Source organism: Heyndrickxia ginsengihumi (assembly GCF_011008565.1).
GTDB classification, from domain to species: Bacteria; Bacillota; Bacilli; order Bacillales; family Bacillaceae_C; genus Weizmannia; species Weizmannia ginsengihumi.
Genome location: NZ_JAAIWK010000045.1, coordinates 1 through 15,766, shown reverse-complemented (window position 1 = coordinate 15,766; position 15,766 = coordinate 1). Strand labels below are relative to the sequence as shown.

The window sequence follows — 15,766 nt, the reverse complement described above, 5'->3', positions numbered from 1 at the left end:
TCATTTGTTTCTCGACAATTCAAGTGTAAAGGATTTAGGAGTTTACGTGTATTTTTATGTCTGAATTTTATTCACACCCCAACAAATATAATAGAGCCCTTTTTCTTTAGTATAAATAAAAATACCCTATAAGATAGACTTTTTTAAAGTGTCTATCTTATAGGGTACATATTATAAATCTGAGAGATTTTTTAATGTGGCCTTGTAATAAAGGTCTTAAGACCCTTATTACATCATGCCGCCCATGCCGCCCATGCCACCCATGTCAGGCATGCCGCCGCCTGCAGCAGCAGGTTCTGGTTTGTCCGCAACAACTGCTTCTGTAGTTAGAAGCATTGCAGCTACAGATCCAGCGTTTTGAAGAGCTGAACGTGTAACTTTTGTTGGGTCAACGATACCAGCTTCGATCATGTTTACCCATTCGCCGTTAGCAGCATTGAAACCAACGCCAACTGCTTCTTTTTTCAAGCGTTCAACAATTACTGAGCCTTCAAGACCAGCATTGTGTGCAATTTGACGTACTGGTTCTTCTAATGCACGAAGAACGATTTTAATACCAGTTGCTACATCGCCTTCAGCATCGATGCTAGCTACTTTATTGTACACATTTACTAATGCTGTACCACCACCGGATACGATACCTTCTTCAACTGCAGCACGAGTTGAGTTAAGAGCATCTTCAATGCGAAGTTTGCGCTCTTTTAATTCTGTTTCAGTTGCAGCACCTACTTTGATCACAGCTACACCACCAGCAAGTTTCGCAAGGCGTTCTTGTAGTTTTTCACGATCAAATTCAGATGTAGTTTCTTCAACTTGAGCACGGATTTGGTTTACGCGGGCAGAAATATCTTGCGCATTTCCAGCACCTTCAACAATTGTAGTAGTTTCTTTTGTTACTACAACTTTACCAGCGCGGCCTAATTGTTCAACTGATGCAGATTTAAGGTCAAGTCCTAAATCTTCAGTAATCACTGTACCGCCAGTTAAAATTGCAATATCTTCTAACATTGCTTTACGACGATCACCGAAGCCAGGAGCTTTAACAGCTACTGCATTGAATGTGCCACGAAGTTTGTTTAGAACAAGTGTTGCAAGAGCTTCACCTTCAATGTCTTCAGCAATTAAAAGAAGTGGTTTGCCTTGTTGTACAACTTGTTCAAGTACAGGTAAGATTTCTTGAATGTTAGAAATCTTTTTATCTGTAATTAAGATGTATGGATTATCAAGAACAGCTTCCATTTTGTCAGAATCTGTTACCATGTATGGTGATGAATATCCACGATCGAATTGCATACCTTCTACAACATCTAATTCAGTTGTGAATCCTTTAGATTCTTCAATTGTGATAACACCATCGTTACCAACGCGTTCCATTGCTTCAGCAATTAATTGACCTACTTCTTCGTCAGCAGCAGAAATTGCAGCAACTTGAGCAATAGAAGCTTTGCCTTCGATTGGTTTAGAAATTGCTTTTAATTCTTCAACAGCAGTAGCTACTGCTTTTTCAATACCTTTACGAATTCCGACTGGGTTTGCACCAGCAGTAACGTTTTTCAAGCCTTCACGGATCATTGCTTGTGCTAAAACTGTTGCAGTTGTTGTACCGTCACCAGCTACATCGTTCGTTTTGCTAGCAACTTCAGATACAAGTTTTGCACCCATATTTTCGAATGCATCTTCAAGTTCGATTTCTTTTGCAATTGTTACACCATCATTTGTAATAAGAGGTGAACCGAATTTTTTCTCAAGTACAACGTTGCGGCCTTTAGGTCCTAATGTTACTTTAACAGCATCTGCTAATTTATCTACACCGCGGAGCATTCCACGACGAGCTTCTTCGCCAAATTGAATATCTTTTGCCATTACAAATAACCTCCTCGTATAAAGTCAATCTAAATGTATATCATAGAACTGTTCTATTTATTACTCAACTACAGCTAAAATGTCACTCTCACGAAGGATTAAATATTCATTTCCTTGGTATTTCACTTCTGTACCAGCATATTTAGAGAAAATGATGCGATCGCCTTCTGCTACATCAAGAGCAACGCGCTCACCGTTATCTAATACGCGGCCAGAACCAACAGCTACAATTCGACCTTCTTGCGGTTTTTCTTTTGCAGAGTCAGGAAGCACAATACCGCTTGCAGTTTTTTCTTCAGTTTCTACTAGTTCAATAACGACGCGATCACCTAGTGGTTTTAACAAGTGAAACAACCTCCTTGATTCTTTTTATGTAAATTCTCTTAATTATTAGCACTCTATCAACATGAGTGCTAATACATTTATTATAATAAATAATTCCAATTTATTTTGCAAGTCTCAAACTCAATTTTTTGTTTAATTTTTTTCTTGTCTAATGTATGCTTGGTTCTCTCAACTATTCACATTTTTGGAAAATCATGTTCCAATATTTGAACGTTTTCTTTTTCAATAGTAAAATGATTAGTATCGGTTTCATTTTTGTCTTGAATAAACTTCACATACATAAGGAAAGGAACTTAGCGAGTGAAAAAAGAGTATACCTATATTCTCATTGCATATGTTGCTATGCAGTTCTCCTTTATCATCGGTCAGCCGCTCGTTTATCAAATTGGCATTAAGCTTTTCCATCAATCTGCCCAAACGATGAAAGTGATGACTTCTCCTATTTGGATTGTTATCAGTTTTATTCTAGGCTTGATTGTCATTTTATTTATGCTATCTAAATCAGAGCGGAAAGAATTCAATCGGGTTGCCCCATTACCAGTCAGTCAATCAATCGCCTGGGCAATAGGCGGCATTTTTCTTACCTTCCTAGCACAGTATGTTGCGATTATGATTGAAACACTTCTAGGAATTCAACAAGGCTCACAAAATACGGAAAGAATTTTAACACTTATTACGAAGTTTCCTCTCGTTATTTTAGTTAGTTCAATAGTCGGTCCTATTTTGGAAGAAATTGTCTTTCGAAAAATTATATTTGGCTCACTTCGAAAAAGATTTTCATTTTTTATATCAGGTTTGATTAGCTCAATCATATTTGGCCTAGCCCACCAAGAAATACCGCATTTGTTATTGTATACTTTACTGGGCTTCTCACTTGCTTTCTTATATGAGAGAACGAAACGAATTACTGTATCGATGTTCGCCCATGTGACAATGAACACGATCGTCGTTATTAGCCAGTTTGCACAACCAACAATGGAGCACGCTGCACAAAATCACAATGTATATCGCATTATTGGAGGATTTATTTATGAGACCACTTCTTTCTGGTTTAATTAATTTCGTGCTAGGTGTTTTGTTCACCTATTTTGCATTTCAGCAAGTACAAGAAAATGGCTGGGGATTTTTTAGTTACTTACTCCTCATAATTGCCACACTTGATATAGGTTCGGGATTAAGGTTAATTTTCCTTCATTTTAAGATAAAAAATTCCCAAAAAAAATAAGAAGTTCATCCACCCATGTTGTTGTAAACAATATGGGTGTTTTTTTGACATTTTTTTTAGAAAAAAGAGGAATAATGATGTCTTTATAAGGCATTCTAAGAGATGAAAAAAAGGAGGTTAATCTATGACAAATTCTATTCGTTCATTAATGAGTAAAGAAGTTATTTCTGTCCAACCAAATCAAACAGTTCAGGAAGCGGCTCAACTAATGCGCCAGCATAACCTTGGTGCAATTCCTGTTGTTGAAAATGGGCAAGTAAAAGGAATGCTTACAGACAGAGATATCACTTTGCGTTTAACAGCAAAAGGCGCAGATGCCAATGTACCTGTCTCTTCTTGCATGACAAATGAAGTTATTCATGGTACTCCAGATATGGACGTACATGAAGCTTCACAAGTTATGGCCCAGCATCAAGTGAGAAGATTACCGATCGTTGAAAACAACCAACTTGTTGGCTTTGTGTCTCTAGGTGATCTTGCTGTCCAAGATCAGTACCAAAATGAAGCAGGCGAAGCATTATCCAATATTTCAACAAAATCATCTGAATTACATTAAAAAAAGTTTAAGGGCTGTTCCAGCATCAACATGATGCTGAAACAGCCCTTTTAGCATATTAAGCTGCTACCTTCTTCTCCCGCGTCTTATTCATAAATAGTTTTTCTTTAAAATAAGGGAGAACGAATCCATCTATGCCATATCTTCCCGCATTTGCTGCAGATACGAGAATAAACATCGATAATAAAATAAGCTGAGGATTTGTACTAACACTGCCGCTAAACATATAAGAAAAATTCATAACCATTGCAAAGAAAACTGCTGTTTTTGTAAAACACCCGACAAGTATACCGATCCCGACGAATAATTCTCCCCAAGGGACTAACATATTAAATAAAGCGATATTAGGAATAATTGCATGCTTCACTATTTCTGCCCACCATTGCTGAACGGCAGGATGCTCACCACTTGCTTGCACTAATGCACTATGTAAAAAACTGTATGCACTGAAATGTTTCGCTTCCAGTTTCTCCAAACCTGCCATCATCCACGTATACCCTACATATACACGAAGTATGACAAGCAAAATAGAGATATATTTGTTTTGTCTAAAAAATTGAATGACCATACTCTCTCCTCCTAAATATTAATTTTATAGAAGGATAATATCATTAATGATAATGATATTCAATATCAATTAGACTCATTTTTTTCTGAATATTTAATGTCAAATATAAAAAAAGAGGCTTATATGCCTCTTTTTAGAAAGATACTCCTAGGACTTAAGTCCATTTTCATGATTAATTTTCTATTTCCAGTGAGTGTTCTATTAATTTTACTTTCCGATAGGAGAATTTCGAAACCAATACACTAATTTCATAAAGGGCAATTAGCGGAACACTGACAACCAATTGCGAAAAGACATCTGGAGGTGTAATAATTGCTGCTATAATGATTAAACCAAGATAAGCATACTTTCGAACTTTCTTTAGGAATACCGGGGTAATCATTCCTAGACGTGTTAAAAACATCGTAACAACAGGCATTTGGAATATAAATCCGAACGGCAGCGTAATTTGTATAAGGAAAGAAAAATATTCATTAATTCCGATCACTGTATGAATCGCCATTTGATGGGATAATTTCATCATAAATTGAATAACTAATGGAAAAAGAATGTAATAGGAAAATATAATACCGATTAAAAATAAACAAATGGCCAGTGGGATATATGTCAAAGTAATTTTTCTTTCTCTCTCGTATAAACCAGGACTTATAAAAGCCCAAATCTGATATAAAATGATCGGGAGTATCAATACAACTGCAATAATGACAGATACTTCCATATAAACTTTTAATGGATCTGTAACACGAAAAGCATTCATCGTTAATTCTTTTGCTTCTGTCGAATGCTGTAAATAACGAATGACAGGCTGTGCCATAAAAAGACTTGCAATCATTGCGATCACGAAAAAAACAGCGACGATAATTAATCTTTTCCGCAATTCTGTTAGATGTTCAATGATGGTCATATGTTTTGGATTCATTGTTTTCATCTTCCTTTAGATGTGTTTTAATCCTTCTTTTGACCCTATTATACAGGAACACCCCGATACATTTGCAGATTATTTCTCTTGAATTGGTTCTGGATCGTTCGAATAATGTCTAAGAAAATAAATTAATGCTTGAAGTTCCACTGTTAAATCAATATGGTGGACACGCATATGTGAAGGCACATTTAAGCGTGCCGGTGTAAAATTTAAAATTCCTTTCACATTTGTCCCTGCCAGCTCATCGGTTACTGCCTGTGCAACCTTTGCCGGAACCGTTAAAATAACTACAGATATATCTTCCTCGCATAAACGCTTTTGCAGTTCTTTCATACTAAAAATCGGCACATTACTGACTTTTTGCCCTACTTTCTCTCCATCATTATCAAAAGCCATTGTAATTTTCGAGCTATTATTTTTAGAAAAATTGTAATTTAATAGCGCAGTACCTAAATTACCAACGCCAATTAAAGCAACTTTTGTCATTTCATCTTGATTTAAAGTTTTACTAAAAAACGTCAACAAATACTTAACGTTATAGCCGTACCCTTTCTTTCCTAGCGCACCGAAGTAAGAGAAATCTCTGCGAATTGTTGCAGAATCTACTTTTACCGCATCACTTAATTCAGCTGAGGATACTCTTTGTTTACCTAATGAATATAAATTTTTTAAATAACGGTAATATAGCGGCAGCCGCTTAGCAGTTGCTTGCGGTATTTTAATTGTTTCATCTTTCATATGTACTCCCCCAAGTTGAATCAATTTAACTTACATGAGATGATTATGACAACGCTCCCATTTTTTACTTTTATCATACTCCACTTTTCTCATTCAGAAAACAATTGTTTAACAATATTCATCTTTGTATGATTATGTTAAATATATCACATAATTGATTTCATTTCAGTTAAAAAAGGATTTCCTCCTTTGTAACCTTACTGCAATTATATTGCGGAGTCCGCCCAGAATACGGTACACTAACTATATTGTAGAGGTGAAAAACAATGATGTTACTTCAAGTTCAACAGCTTACAAAATACTTTGGTGCTGAACTTATTTTATCCAATATAAAATTAGAAATCCAAAATCGAGACCGTATTGCATTAGTGGGCAGAAACGGGGCCGGGAAATCAACATTATTGAAAATGATTGCAGGTCAATTATCCTACGATTCAGGTCAAATTGTAAAGCCAAAAGAAGTCGAATTAGGTTATTTAGCACAAAATACTGGGCTGGAATCTAACTTATCTATTTGGGATGAAATGTTGTCTGTTTTCCAATATTTACATGATATGGAAAAGCAATTGCGTAATATGGAACAAAGCATGACGGATCCTTCTATTTATAATAATGCAGAACGCTATGAAAAATTAACGCATGATTATGATGAGTTACAAATTCGTTTTAAAGATAGCGGCGGCTACCAATACGAGGCGGATATTCGCTCGGTGTTACATGGCTTGCGCTTCCAACAATATGATTATGCAACGCCGATTCATACATTAAGCGGCGGTCAAAAAACACGCTTGGCACTCGCAAAGCTTCTCCTTACGAAACCGGATATTTTAATTTTGGATGAACCGACAAACCATTTAGATATTGAAACATTATCGTGGCTAGAACAATATTTACAAAGTTACCAAGGGGCCATTTTAATTGTTTCCCATGACCGTTATTTTTTAGATAAAGTCGTCAACCAAGTATACGAGGTTTCTCGTCACTCGATAAGAAAGTACAATGGGAATTACAGCCACTATTTAATTCAAAAGGCTGAACAATACGAACGAGAATTAAAACAATATGAAAAACAGCAGGAAGAGGTTGTAAAGCTACAAGAATTTGTTCAAAAAAATATTGCCCGAGCTTCGACAACAAAACGAGCCCAAAGCCGAAGAAAACAATTAGAGAAAATGGAATTGATGGATCGGCCACTCGGAGATGAAAAATCAGCAAATTTCTCTTTTGACATTGAAAGACAAAGTGGAAATGAAGTTTTAAATGTGGAGCATGTTTCAATTGGCTATGGTGATACGGTCATTTCCCAAAACATTGGAATGTCCGTAAAAAAAGGCGATAGTGTTGCCCTTGTTGGGCCAAACGGTGTTGGAAAATCGACGCTTATTAAAACTATTATTAAAAAGCTCCCTCTTTTATCGGGGGCGATCCGTTACGGCTCTAATGTTACAATCGGTTATTATGATCAAGAACAAGCAAACTTATCATCAAATAAAACCGTTTTGCAAGAGTTATGGGATGACTATCCGCTAAAAACAGAGAAGGAAATTCGGACAACATTAGGTAACTTTTTATTTTCTGGAGATGATGTCCTAAAAATTGTTTCTTCCTTAAGCGGTGGAGAAAAAGCTCGCCTTGCCTTATCTAAGCTTATGCTGCAAAAAGCAAACTTCTTGATCCTTGACGAACCGACAAACCATCTTGACTTAGATAGTAAAGAAGTTTTAGAAAATGCATTAATAGATTATCCTGGGACAATTCTGTTTATCTCTCATGACCGCTACTTTATTAATCGGATTGCAACAAAAGTGGTAGAGCTGTCAAAGGACGGCACAACAGAATATCTTGGAGATTATGATTATTATGTACAAAAACATCAAGAAATGATTGAATTACAAAATCTTGAAAAACAAGAACAGGCACCTAAAGTCCAGACTGAGCCATCCGTGAAAAACGCGCATAAAATTGATAAAGAAGCCAAGAAATTGGAACGTCAACGGAAACGCAAGCTGGAAGAGATTGAAACTAAAATTGACCTGCTCGAAAAAGAAGTTACAGAGAAAGAAACAGCACTTACAAATCCCAATATCTTTCAAGATCACCAAAAAATGCTGGAGCTGACAAATGAAATGAACGCTCTGAAAGAACAAATTGAAGTTCTAATGGAAGAATGGGCTGAATTAGAAGAATAAACTTTATATAAAGCATTAAAAACTTGACAGAGGAAATTCATTCTTTTGTCAGGTTTTTTCTTGTAAAAGAGCCCATTTACGTACAGTTCGTGCTGATACCTTTCAATGATAAACTGAATTTTTTAAGGAGTCATTACTGTGCCTCTTTTTGACAAGCTTTTGAATGATTCGCCATAAGCAACTTTCATTCTACAAATCGTATCCACATTTTTATACACATAACTAACCTTGATCTATTCATCTTTATTCAACTTTTCCACATTATTCACAGTTATCAACAAAGTTATCCACATTATACACAGATTTTTATAAAATTTTTTTCTGAGTTTTACACAGAACATATAGTTTATTAACAATTTTTCCACAGATTGTGCACAACATAAAAAGGCCTGACACGATATGACAATATACAAGGAAATTTTTTGTGTATAACTCCCTTATCTATTCATGATCATGTCAGGCCTCATAACATTAAAAACGTTCGAGATCCAGACCAGGATAAGCATTTAAGTTTAATTCGCTTCTTTTTCCTTGTTGGAAAAGAACTGTTCCACATGCCGCGATCATTGCAGCATTATCGGTACATAGATGGATTGGTGGAATATGCAGTTCCACTTCTGGCAGTTTTTCAAAAGCAGCTTCTAAAGCAGTCCGTAAGCCTTTGTTAGCAGCTACTCCCCCTGCAACTAATACTTCTTTCACATTGTATTCCTTTGCTGCCTTTACCGTTTTTCCAACTAAAACCTCTACGACACTTGCCTGAAAGCTTGCTGCAAGATCCTCCGGTTTAATTGTCTCTCCCCGCTGTGCAGCATTATGCATCGTATTAATGACCGCAGATTTTAACCCGCTAAAACTAAAATCATACGAATCTTCTTCTAGCCACGCACGTGGTAAATCTATATTTGGCACACCTTCGTGAGCAAGACGATCAATTTGTGGACCACCCGGATATGGCAAGTTTAATGTTCGGGCTACTTTATCATAAGCTTCCCCTGCGGCATCATCCCGTGTTTCACCAATCACCTCAAACTGAGCGTGATCTTTCATCAATACCAATTCTGTATGTCCCCCTGATACAACAAGTGCAAGCAAAGGAAACTTCAGCTCACGCTCGAGACGGTTAGCATAAATATGCCCTGCAATGTGATGTACACCGACAAGTGGAATTTGCTGTGCAAATGCAAGTGCCTTTGCTGCATTTACACCTACAAGAAGAGCTCCAACAAGCCCTGGACCTTCAGTAACGGCAATTGCATCAATATCTTGAAACGTTACATTCGCTTTTTGTAGCGCTTCTTCTATGACGATCGTAATTTGTTCAACATGATGGCGGGATGCGAGTTCTGGGACTACCCCGCCAAAGCGTTTATGACTTTCAATTTGGGAAGCTACAACATTTGAAACAATTTCGGTTCCATTTTTAATAATAGCTGCTGCTGTTTCATCACAACTTGTTTCGATTCCTAATACGAATAAATCTTTTTCCATTATAATTTCACCCACATTACAATTGCGTCTTCATAATTATCTTGATAATAACCTTTTCGAATTCCGCCCTCTTGAAAACCAAGTTTTTTATATAGATTCCGGGCTACATTGTTACTAACTCTTACCTCTAAGCTCATACTTTTAGCATGATTTAACTGTGCATAATTCATTACCTGCTTTAACAATGATTCACCAAGTTTACGTCCCCTATATTCTGGTAAAATTGCAATGTTCGTGACATGCGCCTCATCGATAATAATCCAAACACCGCAGTAACCAATGATCATCCCTTCGTCGACTAAAACTAAATAGTGCGCAAAATGATTCTGGACAAATTCATTATAAAAGGCATCTTTTGTCCAAGGAGCCGTAAACGATCTTATTTCTACATTATAAATGCCTTCAAGATCGTTAATCGTCGCTTTTCGAAGTAGTATATCTCCCATTATCCTCAATTCCTAACTTAATCTTTATTGTGTGATTCTAGCCATTTTGCCTCAGCCTCTACTAAACGTATATAATTTGGAACAAAACGATGAATATCTTCCCCCGGCTGATTCATTCCAAGCTTAGCTAACTCGCTTGGACGCGGATTATACTCTGTAAAGCTTGCTTGAACCATTTGATCAGCTAGCACTGTTTGGAAAGTTTCTTTATGAATTGCGAAGTCATTTCCAACGACTAAAACAGGCTGGTTATACTCTTTCAGTGTATTTGCCCAATCACTTGCTAATATATTGCAATCGTTGATCACCGTCTCTAACTGTCCATTCATATAGCGATAAAGCCCTGTATAAATCTGTCCTCTTCTTGCATCAAACAATGGTGACACCATTCCGTCAAAATAGCGTCCAACTGCAGCCATAATTTGCAAACTAGAAATGCCGACTAAAGGAATTTGTAAACTCCATGCTAATGTTTTTGCAATCGTAACGCCAATTCTTACACCCGTATAAGAACCAGGGCCCTTTGCAACAACAACTTTTTCAAGCTCTCCTGGCTTCACACCGCATTCTGCCAATATTTGCTGAATTGCAGGCATTACACGAACACTATGATTTTTTTTCAGATTGGTCATATACTCGCCTAGAACCGTCTCACCATCAGTTAATGCGACACCTAAAACGGCATTCGATGTATCTATTGCTAACACTTTCATGAAAGTATCTCCTCACATAATAATACGTAACGTTTGCCAACTGGTTCCAACATCAATTCACGTCGATCATTTCCTGCGTGATGTAAATTTATTTTTAAATATTCCGTTGGCAGTTGATCTTCGATTAAATGTGCCCATTCAACAATGGTCACACCATCACCATCAAAATATTCATCAAACCCTAAATCCTCAAATGTATCTTCAAGTCTATAAACATCCATGTGATATAATGGAATCCGTCCTTGATATTCTTTTATAATTGTAAAAGTAGGGCTATTCACCGTACGCTTAATTCCCAGTCCTTTTGCAATGCCTTTTGTAAAGGTTGTTTTTCCTGCCCCGAGATCCCCTTCTAACAATAAGACATCCCCAGGCTGCAAAAAGCTTGCCAGCTTTTCTGCAAAAGCATTTGTTTCTTCTGGGCTATTGGAAATCCAATTATATGTTTTCATTCATAATAAGTCCCCTTTTATCAATATTCCATATAAAAAAATCCTCAGGAATTTGTCCTAAGGAAATGCTTGTCTATTTAGTTTAACTCATTTTCATGAAATGAGCAAAGATAGATATCTATAATCAATCCTTGAATAAAATTTAATACGACTTTTATAGAAACTTTCAACGTATGAATAATGGAAAAGTATAAAAAAATTGTGTAAGAAAGGATGAAGAACTTGTTACATTTAAATTGGGCAATAATGGGACTTGGAGAAATCGCAAATGAATTCGCACAAAGTTTAAATCAAGTACATGAAATTTATGCTGCTGCATCGAGAAATCCGGAGAGAGCCTATAATTTTGCAAAAAAGCATCATATCAAAAACATATATGCAAGTTATGAAGAATTGCTTTCGGACGAGAATGTCGATATTGTTTACATCGCAACGGTGAATAGTCAACACTATCAAAATATCATGCAATGCCTCCAACATAATAAGCATGTATTATGTGAGAAAGCCATTTGGCATAACAAGCATGATATGAAAAAAGCTTATGCGTTCGCAAAGAAAAAGAACGTATTTCTCGGTGAAGCGATGACAATTTACTATATGCCTCTTTATAAAAAAATTAAAGAAATGATCACTCAAGGTAAACTTGGAAAATTAAAAATGATTCGTGCTGACTTTGGCAGTTTAAAAGATCCTGACCCAGCCAACCGTTTCTTTTCCAAAGAGCTCGGCGGTGGTGCGCTGTTGGACATTGGTACATACGCACTTTCTTTCGTTCAATATTTCTTATCTCGTCCAGCAACCGAGCTGAACTATGTCATAAGCAAATTTCAAACAGGTGGTGATGAAACATGGAGCATTCATGTCAAAAATGATGAAGATGAAATAGGAAATGTTCATTTAACTTTTAGAGCAAAATTGCCAAAGCAAGGAATTATCGCTGGAGAAAAAGGATACATTACAGTAGATAATTATCCTCGTGCAAATACAGCTATACTTGTATATCCTAACGGTGAGAAAGAAACGATTGTAGCGGGAAAAACTGAACAGGCAATGGTTTATGAAATTCAAGGCGTTGAAAAAGCAATTGCTTCACAAAACTATGCACTCGGCTCTATCGAAACACCTCTCACGTCGTCTCGATGATGGATCACCTTTTACATGAAGCCGGACTCAGCAACTAAAAAAATAGGCATCTATAAGCATATATGATTTAATCTTTCAGCTTTATTAGCAAAAGGAATTCAAAATACTTCCATTCTGAATTCCTTTATCAAATTGCGCTTCATATTTAAACAGTTATGAATAATTTGGGTACTAGGCATCCCCTACAGCAAAAATCATTCTCCCATTTTTAAAAAATATTCCTGCACATTCTAAAAATCCACCTAGGCAAGAAAGTAAACATCGCCCATATAACTTCAATAAAAATAGAGTCCCGAATTTCTTCAATTAGTGCCTTGAAAAGTGAATCCTTCTCTTTTTTCCGCTCTTTCTTCTTTTGCACTTTCATTATTCGAGATCCTCCATTCCAACATTATTTTTACTTTATTTTATATGATACTTTTCTACCTTTCCAGTATCCCTTTTTCGTTTCAGAAATACACTGCCCCTTTTTGCTAAGACATGATACGCCGTAAAAAATAAAACAATAATGAGTGGATAAATTATTGCCTTTCCAACAAATAAAAACATAATAATCGTTGCTAAAAGTGAAATAAAGCTTATAAGGAATTGTTGCTTCTGTTTTTTAAATAGCACAACACCAGCTGCACATCCACTTAAATACGTAAGTAAAAAGGTGGCATTCGGAAGCTGAATAAGTTCCGTTAATGTGTAAATGTGAAGGGCATACATTCCCATCACAGCCGTAAAGCAAAGGGTTAAAAAGAATAATCCCCCTTTAGGTGTCGCAAACTTTTTTGATTGTATACTAAACCATTTTGGCGCATAACCATTTAGCGCCAATGAATAAGCTAATCTTGAAGCCGCGCCAATATAGGCAATCACGGTTGCTAAACAAATTAACAAACTTACAAAACCAATCAAGATGCCTCCAAATGGTCCAAAAGCTTTTTCAGCAATTATAACAAGAGAAGCTTGTGAGACATGACCATAACTCTTTGTTCCGACTACTGCCACAGCTGTTGCAAAATAGAGAATTCCTATTAAAACTGCTGCAATAACCGTGGCCTTCATAACGTCTTTCTTAGGATTCACAAACTCTTCTGAAAGATGGGAAACAGCTTCCCAGCCAATGAAACACCAGAATAAAATGGTTGAAGCAAATCCAACACTTGTAATTCCGTGCGGCATAAACGGTTGAAAGTTTTCTCTCTCCATATTAGGAATAGCACCTACAATTGCCAAGAGAAGCACACATATAATTCCGACGACTACCCCAACTTGGACTTTTCCTGCAAAACGCATTCCAATATAATTTAAAACAACCGCGAATAAAAGAATAACTGACGCAGCAATGATCTGGGCGTTTGCCGATAAATTGAGTGCAGAACATAAATAGCCTGCCCCTGTTAATGCAGCAACTGGGGCACCAATCGGAATAGACATTAGAAAAAACCAGCCAACTAGATTTCCAAATGCACTTCCAAAAGCAAGTGTAACAAAATGGGAAACCCCGCCTGCATGTGGATACTTTTGGGCAAGAAAGGCCATACACATGGACAGCGGTAATACTAAAATTAGCATCATCCCCCAATCCGTTAAAGAAGCTGGACCTGCCATTTGAGCAGCCAGTCCAGGTACAATTAAAATGCCGGATCCTAAAACAGCTCCAATATATAGCGCGATTGCTTGCGGTAAGCGAATCGTCCCTTCACTTTTTTTACTCATTTTTTCTCCCCTTAATTGATAATTTACTACTCTTTAAGTATCATAAGGTAGAATGATCCATTTGTAAAAATGATAATTTTGATCATAATCATCAGTTTTTCCGATAGGAGGATTTATATGGATTATAAACATCTTGAGACATTTCAAATTGCCGCTAATAAATTAAATTTCACAAAAACAGCAGAGGCGTTAAACTTTGCACAATCAAGTGTTACCGCCCACATTAAGGCGCTTGAAACAGAGCTAGATGTTCAATTATTTGACCGTTTAGGAAGAACTTTAGCGTTAACAGATGCTGGAAGGAAACTTTTATTTTACGCCAATCAAATTCTTTCTTTAACAGAAGAAGCAAAAAAAGCAATTATTGCCGAAAAAGAGAACGCAGGAACTTTAGTAATTGGTGCTGCGGAAAGTCTCTGTACGTATCGTCTGCCGCCCATACTAACTACATTCAAGCAGCGATTTCCAAAAGTACAATTTCAGTTTTCTCCAGGAACTTCTGATAGAGAAATTCTTCAGCAACTTGAAAAGGGGAATCTAGATGCAGCAATTTTAATGAATATTGAACAAGTACCTGATGCATTTATCACTGAGAAGCTACGGCGGGAAGAGATCAATGTGGTTGCTTCACCAAATCATCCACTCTTTCATAGGGAATTTGTGAGTGCTGCTGATTTATCCTCTGAATCACTATTATTGACAGAAAAAAACTGTAGTTATCGCCGGTCATTTGATAATGAATTTGCAGCTCATGGTTTTCATCAACAGCAAGTATTCGAGTTTGCAAGTGTGGAGGCGATGAAACAATGCGTCATTTCAGGATTAGGGGTTGCTGTATTACCAAAAATGACGATTCAAAAAGAACTGACCGAAGGGACCATTCAAATTCTTCCTTGGAAGGGAAACCCATTATACATCCATTCCTATCTCGTCTGGCATAAAAATAAGTGGATGTCTCCTATTCTATCTGCATTTCTTGACCTAACTAGAAAAGCACTTGGAGGAGAAAAACTGCAGGAGCAAAAATAAGGACAAAAAAATAACAAATGGATAAATCCATTTGTTATTTTTTAATTGCGGGGGTAGGATTTGAACCTACGACCTTCGGGTTATGAGCCCGACGAGCTACCAGACTGCTCCACCCCGCGATAATAATATTTAAAATTAAAGCCCGGCAACGTCCTACTCTCACAGGGGGAAACCCCCAACTACCATCGGCGCTGAGAAGCTTAACTTCCGTGTTCGGGATGGGAACGGGTGTGACCTTCTCGCTATAATTACCGGACCTATTAAATTATTGAGAAGATGTTCTCTCAAAATTAGATAGGAGAAGATTGTAAACCTTAAATCATGTTTGTCTTTCATTTTGGTTAAGTCCTCGATCGATTAGTATTCGTCAGCTCCACGT

General features: G+C 36.8%; 16 protein-coding genes, 1 tRNA gene and 1 rRNA gene. 6 read left to right on the top strand and 12 right to left on the bottom strand.

What is annotated here, in order from left to right:
- Window positions 1–228: 228 nt before the first annotated feature.
- On the bottom strand, window positions 229–1,863 hold the full coding sequence (groL, locus tag G4D61_RS17540) for a chaperonin GroEL (protein WP_025731419.1): 1,635 nt from the start codon (window positions 1,861–1,863) through the stop codon (window positions 229–231).
- A 60-nt stretch (window positions 1,864–1,923) separates the two neighbouring features.
- The gene (gene groES, locus G4D61_RS17535; protein WP_025731420.1) at window positions 1,924–2,208 is read right to left on the bottom strand and encodes a co-chaperone GroES; all 285 of its coding nucleotides are present in this window, start codon (window positions 2,206–2,208) and stop codon (window positions 1,924–1,926) included.
- Window positions 2,209–2,508: 300 nt separating this feature from the next.
- On the opposite strand from groES, the gene G4D61_RS17530 reads away from it, so the two are divergent.
- From G4D61_RS17530 to G4D61_RS17520, 3 genes are all read left to right on the top strand, one after another.
- Entirely contained in the window at window positions 2,509–3,267 is a 759-nt protein-coding gene (locus G4D61_RS17530; protein WP_163174588.1) for a CPBP family intramembrane glutamic endopeptidase, read from the top strand.
- Entirely contained in the window at window positions 3,239–3,433 is a 195-nt protein-coding gene (locus G4D61_RS17525) for a YdiK family protein (RefSeq protein WP_163174586.1), read from the top strand. Before G4D61_RS17530 ends, G4D61_RS17525 begins: the two co-directional genes overlap by 29 nt.
- 124 nt (window positions 3,434–3,557) lie before the next feature.
- Complete coding sequence (locus tag G4D61_RS17520; protein WP_025731423.1) at window positions 3,558–3,989, top strand: CBS domain-containing protein; 432 nt, start codon at window positions 3,558–3,560, stop codon at window positions 3,987–3,989.
- Between the two features lie 58 nt (window positions 3,990–4,047).
- On the opposite strand, the gene G4D61_RS17515 is transcribed toward G4D61_RS17520, so the two are convergent.
- The 3 genes from G4D61_RS17515 to G4D61_RS17505 form a co-directional block, all read right to left on the bottom strand.
- Window positions 4,048–4,557: a DoxX family membrane protein gene (locus tag G4D61_RS17515; RefSeq protein ID WP_035354661.1), complete on the bottom strand. Its 510-nt coding sequence runs from the start codon at window positions 4,555–4,557 to the stop codon at window positions 4,048–4,050.
- Window positions 4,558–4,729: 172 nt separating this feature from the next.
- A complete protein-coding gene (gene tatC, locus G4D61_RS17510; RefSeq protein WP_025731425.1) occupies window positions 4,730–5,476 on the bottom strand; it encodes a twin-arginine translocase subunit TatC in 747 nt (248 codons plus the stop codon).
- A gap of 78 nt (window positions 5,477–5,554) precedes the next feature.
- Window positions 5,555–6,217 (bottom strand): redox-sensing transcriptional repressor Rex, encoded by a 663-nt coding sequence (locus tag G4D61_RS17505; RefSeq protein ID WP_025731426.1) that lies wholly within the window; start codon window positions 6,215–6,217, stop codon window positions 5,555–5,557.
- 266 nt (window positions 6,218–6,483) lie between these two features.
- On the opposite strand from G4D61_RS17505, the gene G4D61_RS17500 reads away from it, so the two are divergent.
- Window positions 6,484–8,406, top strand: a complete 1,923-nt coding sequence (locus G4D61_RS17500) for an ABC-F family ATP-binding cassette domain-containing protein (RefSeq protein ID WP_163174584.1) — start codon at window positions 6,484–6,486, stop codon at window positions 8,404–8,406.
- Between the two features lie 471 nt (window positions 8,407–8,877).
- Here G4D61_RS17500 and tsaD read toward each other — a convergent pair whose 3' ends face one another.
- From tsaD to tsaE, 4 genes are read right to left on the bottom strand one after another with little or no spacing between them, the layout of a single operon-like run.
- Window positions 8,878–9,897: a tRNA (adenosine(37)-N6)-threonylcarbamoyltransferase complex transferase subunit TsaD gene (tsaD, locus tag G4D61_RS17495; protein ID WP_025731428.1), complete on the bottom strand. Its 1,020-nt coding sequence runs from the start codon at window positions 9,895–9,897 to the stop codon at window positions 8,878–8,880.
- Window positions 9,897–10,343, bottom strand: a complete 447-nt coding sequence (rimI, locus tag G4D61_RS17490; protein ID WP_025731429.1) for a ribosomal protein S18-alanine N-acetyltransferase — start codon at window positions 10,341–10,343, stop codon at window positions 9,897–9,899. Before rimI ends, tsaD begins: the two co-directional genes overlap by 1 nt.
- 17 nt (window positions 10,344–10,360) lie before the next feature.
- Entirely contained in the window at window positions 10,361–11,056 is a 696-nt protein-coding gene (gene tsaB, locus G4D61_RS17485) for a tRNA (adenosine(37)-N6)-threonylcarbamoyltransferase complex dimerization subunit type 1 TsaB (RefSeq protein ID WP_025731430.1), read from the bottom strand.
- Entirely contained in the window at window positions 11,053–11,508 is a 456-nt protein-coding gene (gene tsaE / locus G4D61_RS17480; protein WP_025731431.1) for a tRNA (adenosine(37)-N6)-threonylcarbamoyltransferase complex ATPase subunit type 1 TsaE, read from the bottom strand. The genes tsaB and tsaE overlap by 4 nt, the downstream gene beginning before the upstream one ends.
- Before the next feature lie 222 nt (window positions 11,509–11,730).
- Between tsaE and G4D61_RS17475 the strand changes: the two genes are divergently transcribed.
- Window positions 11,731–12,651: a Gfo/Idh/MocA family protein gene (locus tag G4D61_RS17475; RefSeq protein ID WP_025731432.1), complete on the top strand. Its 921-nt coding sequence runs from the start codon at window positions 11,731–11,733 to the stop codon at window positions 12,649–12,651.
- 402 nt (window positions 12,652–13,053) lie between these two features.
- On the opposite strand, the gene G4D61_RS17470 is transcribed toward G4D61_RS17475, so the two are convergent.
- Window positions 13,054–14,358 carry an APC family permease gene (locus G4D61_RS17470; protein ID WP_025731433.1) on the bottom strand — a complete coding sequence of 435 codons (1,305 nt, stop codon included), beginning with the start codon at window positions 14,356–14,358 and terminating at the stop codon, window positions 13,054–13,056.
- Window positions 14,359–14,475: 117 nt separating this feature from the next.
- Here G4D61_RS17470 and G4D61_RS17465 point away from each other — a divergent pair, with 117 nt between their 5' ends.
- Window positions 14,476–15,387 (top strand): LysR family transcriptional regulator, encoded by a 912-nt coding sequence (locus G4D61_RS17465; RefSeq protein WP_025731434.1) that lies wholly within the window; start codon window positions 14,476–14,478, stop codon window positions 15,385–15,387.
- A 45-nt stretch (window positions 15,388–15,432) separates the two neighbouring features.
- Here G4D61_RS17465 and G4D61_RS17460 read toward each other — a convergent pair.
- Window positions 15,433–15,506: transfer RNA gene (locus G4D61_RS17460), tRNA-Met, on the bottom strand.
- Between the two features lie 21 nt (window positions 15,507–15,527).
- Window positions 15,528–15,643 (bottom strand): 5S ribosomal RNA (rrf, locus tag G4D61_RS17455).
- Between the last annotated feature and the right edge of the window lie 123 nt (window positions 15,644–15,766).

Bases quoted from the DNA above. Each gene is read 5' to 3' on its own strand.
- groL (WP_025731419.1), bottom strand. From the start codon at position 1,863: ATGGCAAAAGATATTCAATTTGGCGAAGAAGCTCGTCGTGGAATGCTC.
- G4D61_RS17525 (WP_163174586.1), top strand. From the start codon at position 3,239: ATGAGACCACTTCTTTCTGGTTTAATTAATTTCGTGCTAGGTGTTTTG.
- G4D61_RS17520 (WP_025731423.1), top strand. From the start codon at position 3,558: ATGACAAATTCTATTCGTTCATTAATGAGTAAAGAAGTTATTTCTGTC.
- G4D61_RS17515 (WP_035354661.1), bottom strand. From the start codon at position 4,557: ATGGTCATTCAATTTTTTAGACAAAACAAATATATCTCTATTTTGCTT.
- tatC (WP_025731425.1), bottom strand. From the start codon at position 5,476: ATGAATCCAAAACATATGACCATCATTGAACATCTAACAGAATTGCGG.
- G4D61_RS17505 (WP_025731426.1), bottom strand. From the start codon at position 6,217: ATGAAAGATGAAACAATTAAAATACCGCAAGCAACTGCTAAGCGGCTG.
- G4D61_RS17500 (WP_163174584.1), top strand. From the start codon at position 6,484: ATGATGTTACTTCAAGTTCAACAGCTTACAAAATACTTTGGTGCTGAA.
- tsaD (WP_025731428.1), bottom strand. From the start codon at position 9,897: ATGGAAAAAGATTTATTCGTATTAGGAATCGAAACAAGTTGTGATGAA.
- rimI (WP_025731429.1), bottom strand. From the start codon at position 10,343: ATGGGAGATATACTACTTCGAAAAGCGACGATTAACGATCTTGAAGGC.
- tsaB (WP_025731430.1), bottom strand. From the start codon at position 11,056: ATGAAAGTGTTAGCAATAGATACATCGAATGCCGTTTTAGGTGTCGCA.
- tsaE (WP_025731431.1), bottom strand. From the start codon at position 11,508: ATGAAAACATATAATTGGATTTCCAATAGCCCAGAAGAAACAAATGCT.
- G4D61_RS17470 (WP_025731433.1), bottom strand. From the start codon at position 14,358: ATGAGTAAAAAAAGTGAAGGGACGATTCGCTTACCGCAAGCAATCGCG.
- G4D61_RS17465 (WP_025731434.1), top strand. From the start codon at position 14,476: ATGGATTATAAACATCTTGAGACATTTCAAATTGCCGCTAATAAATTA.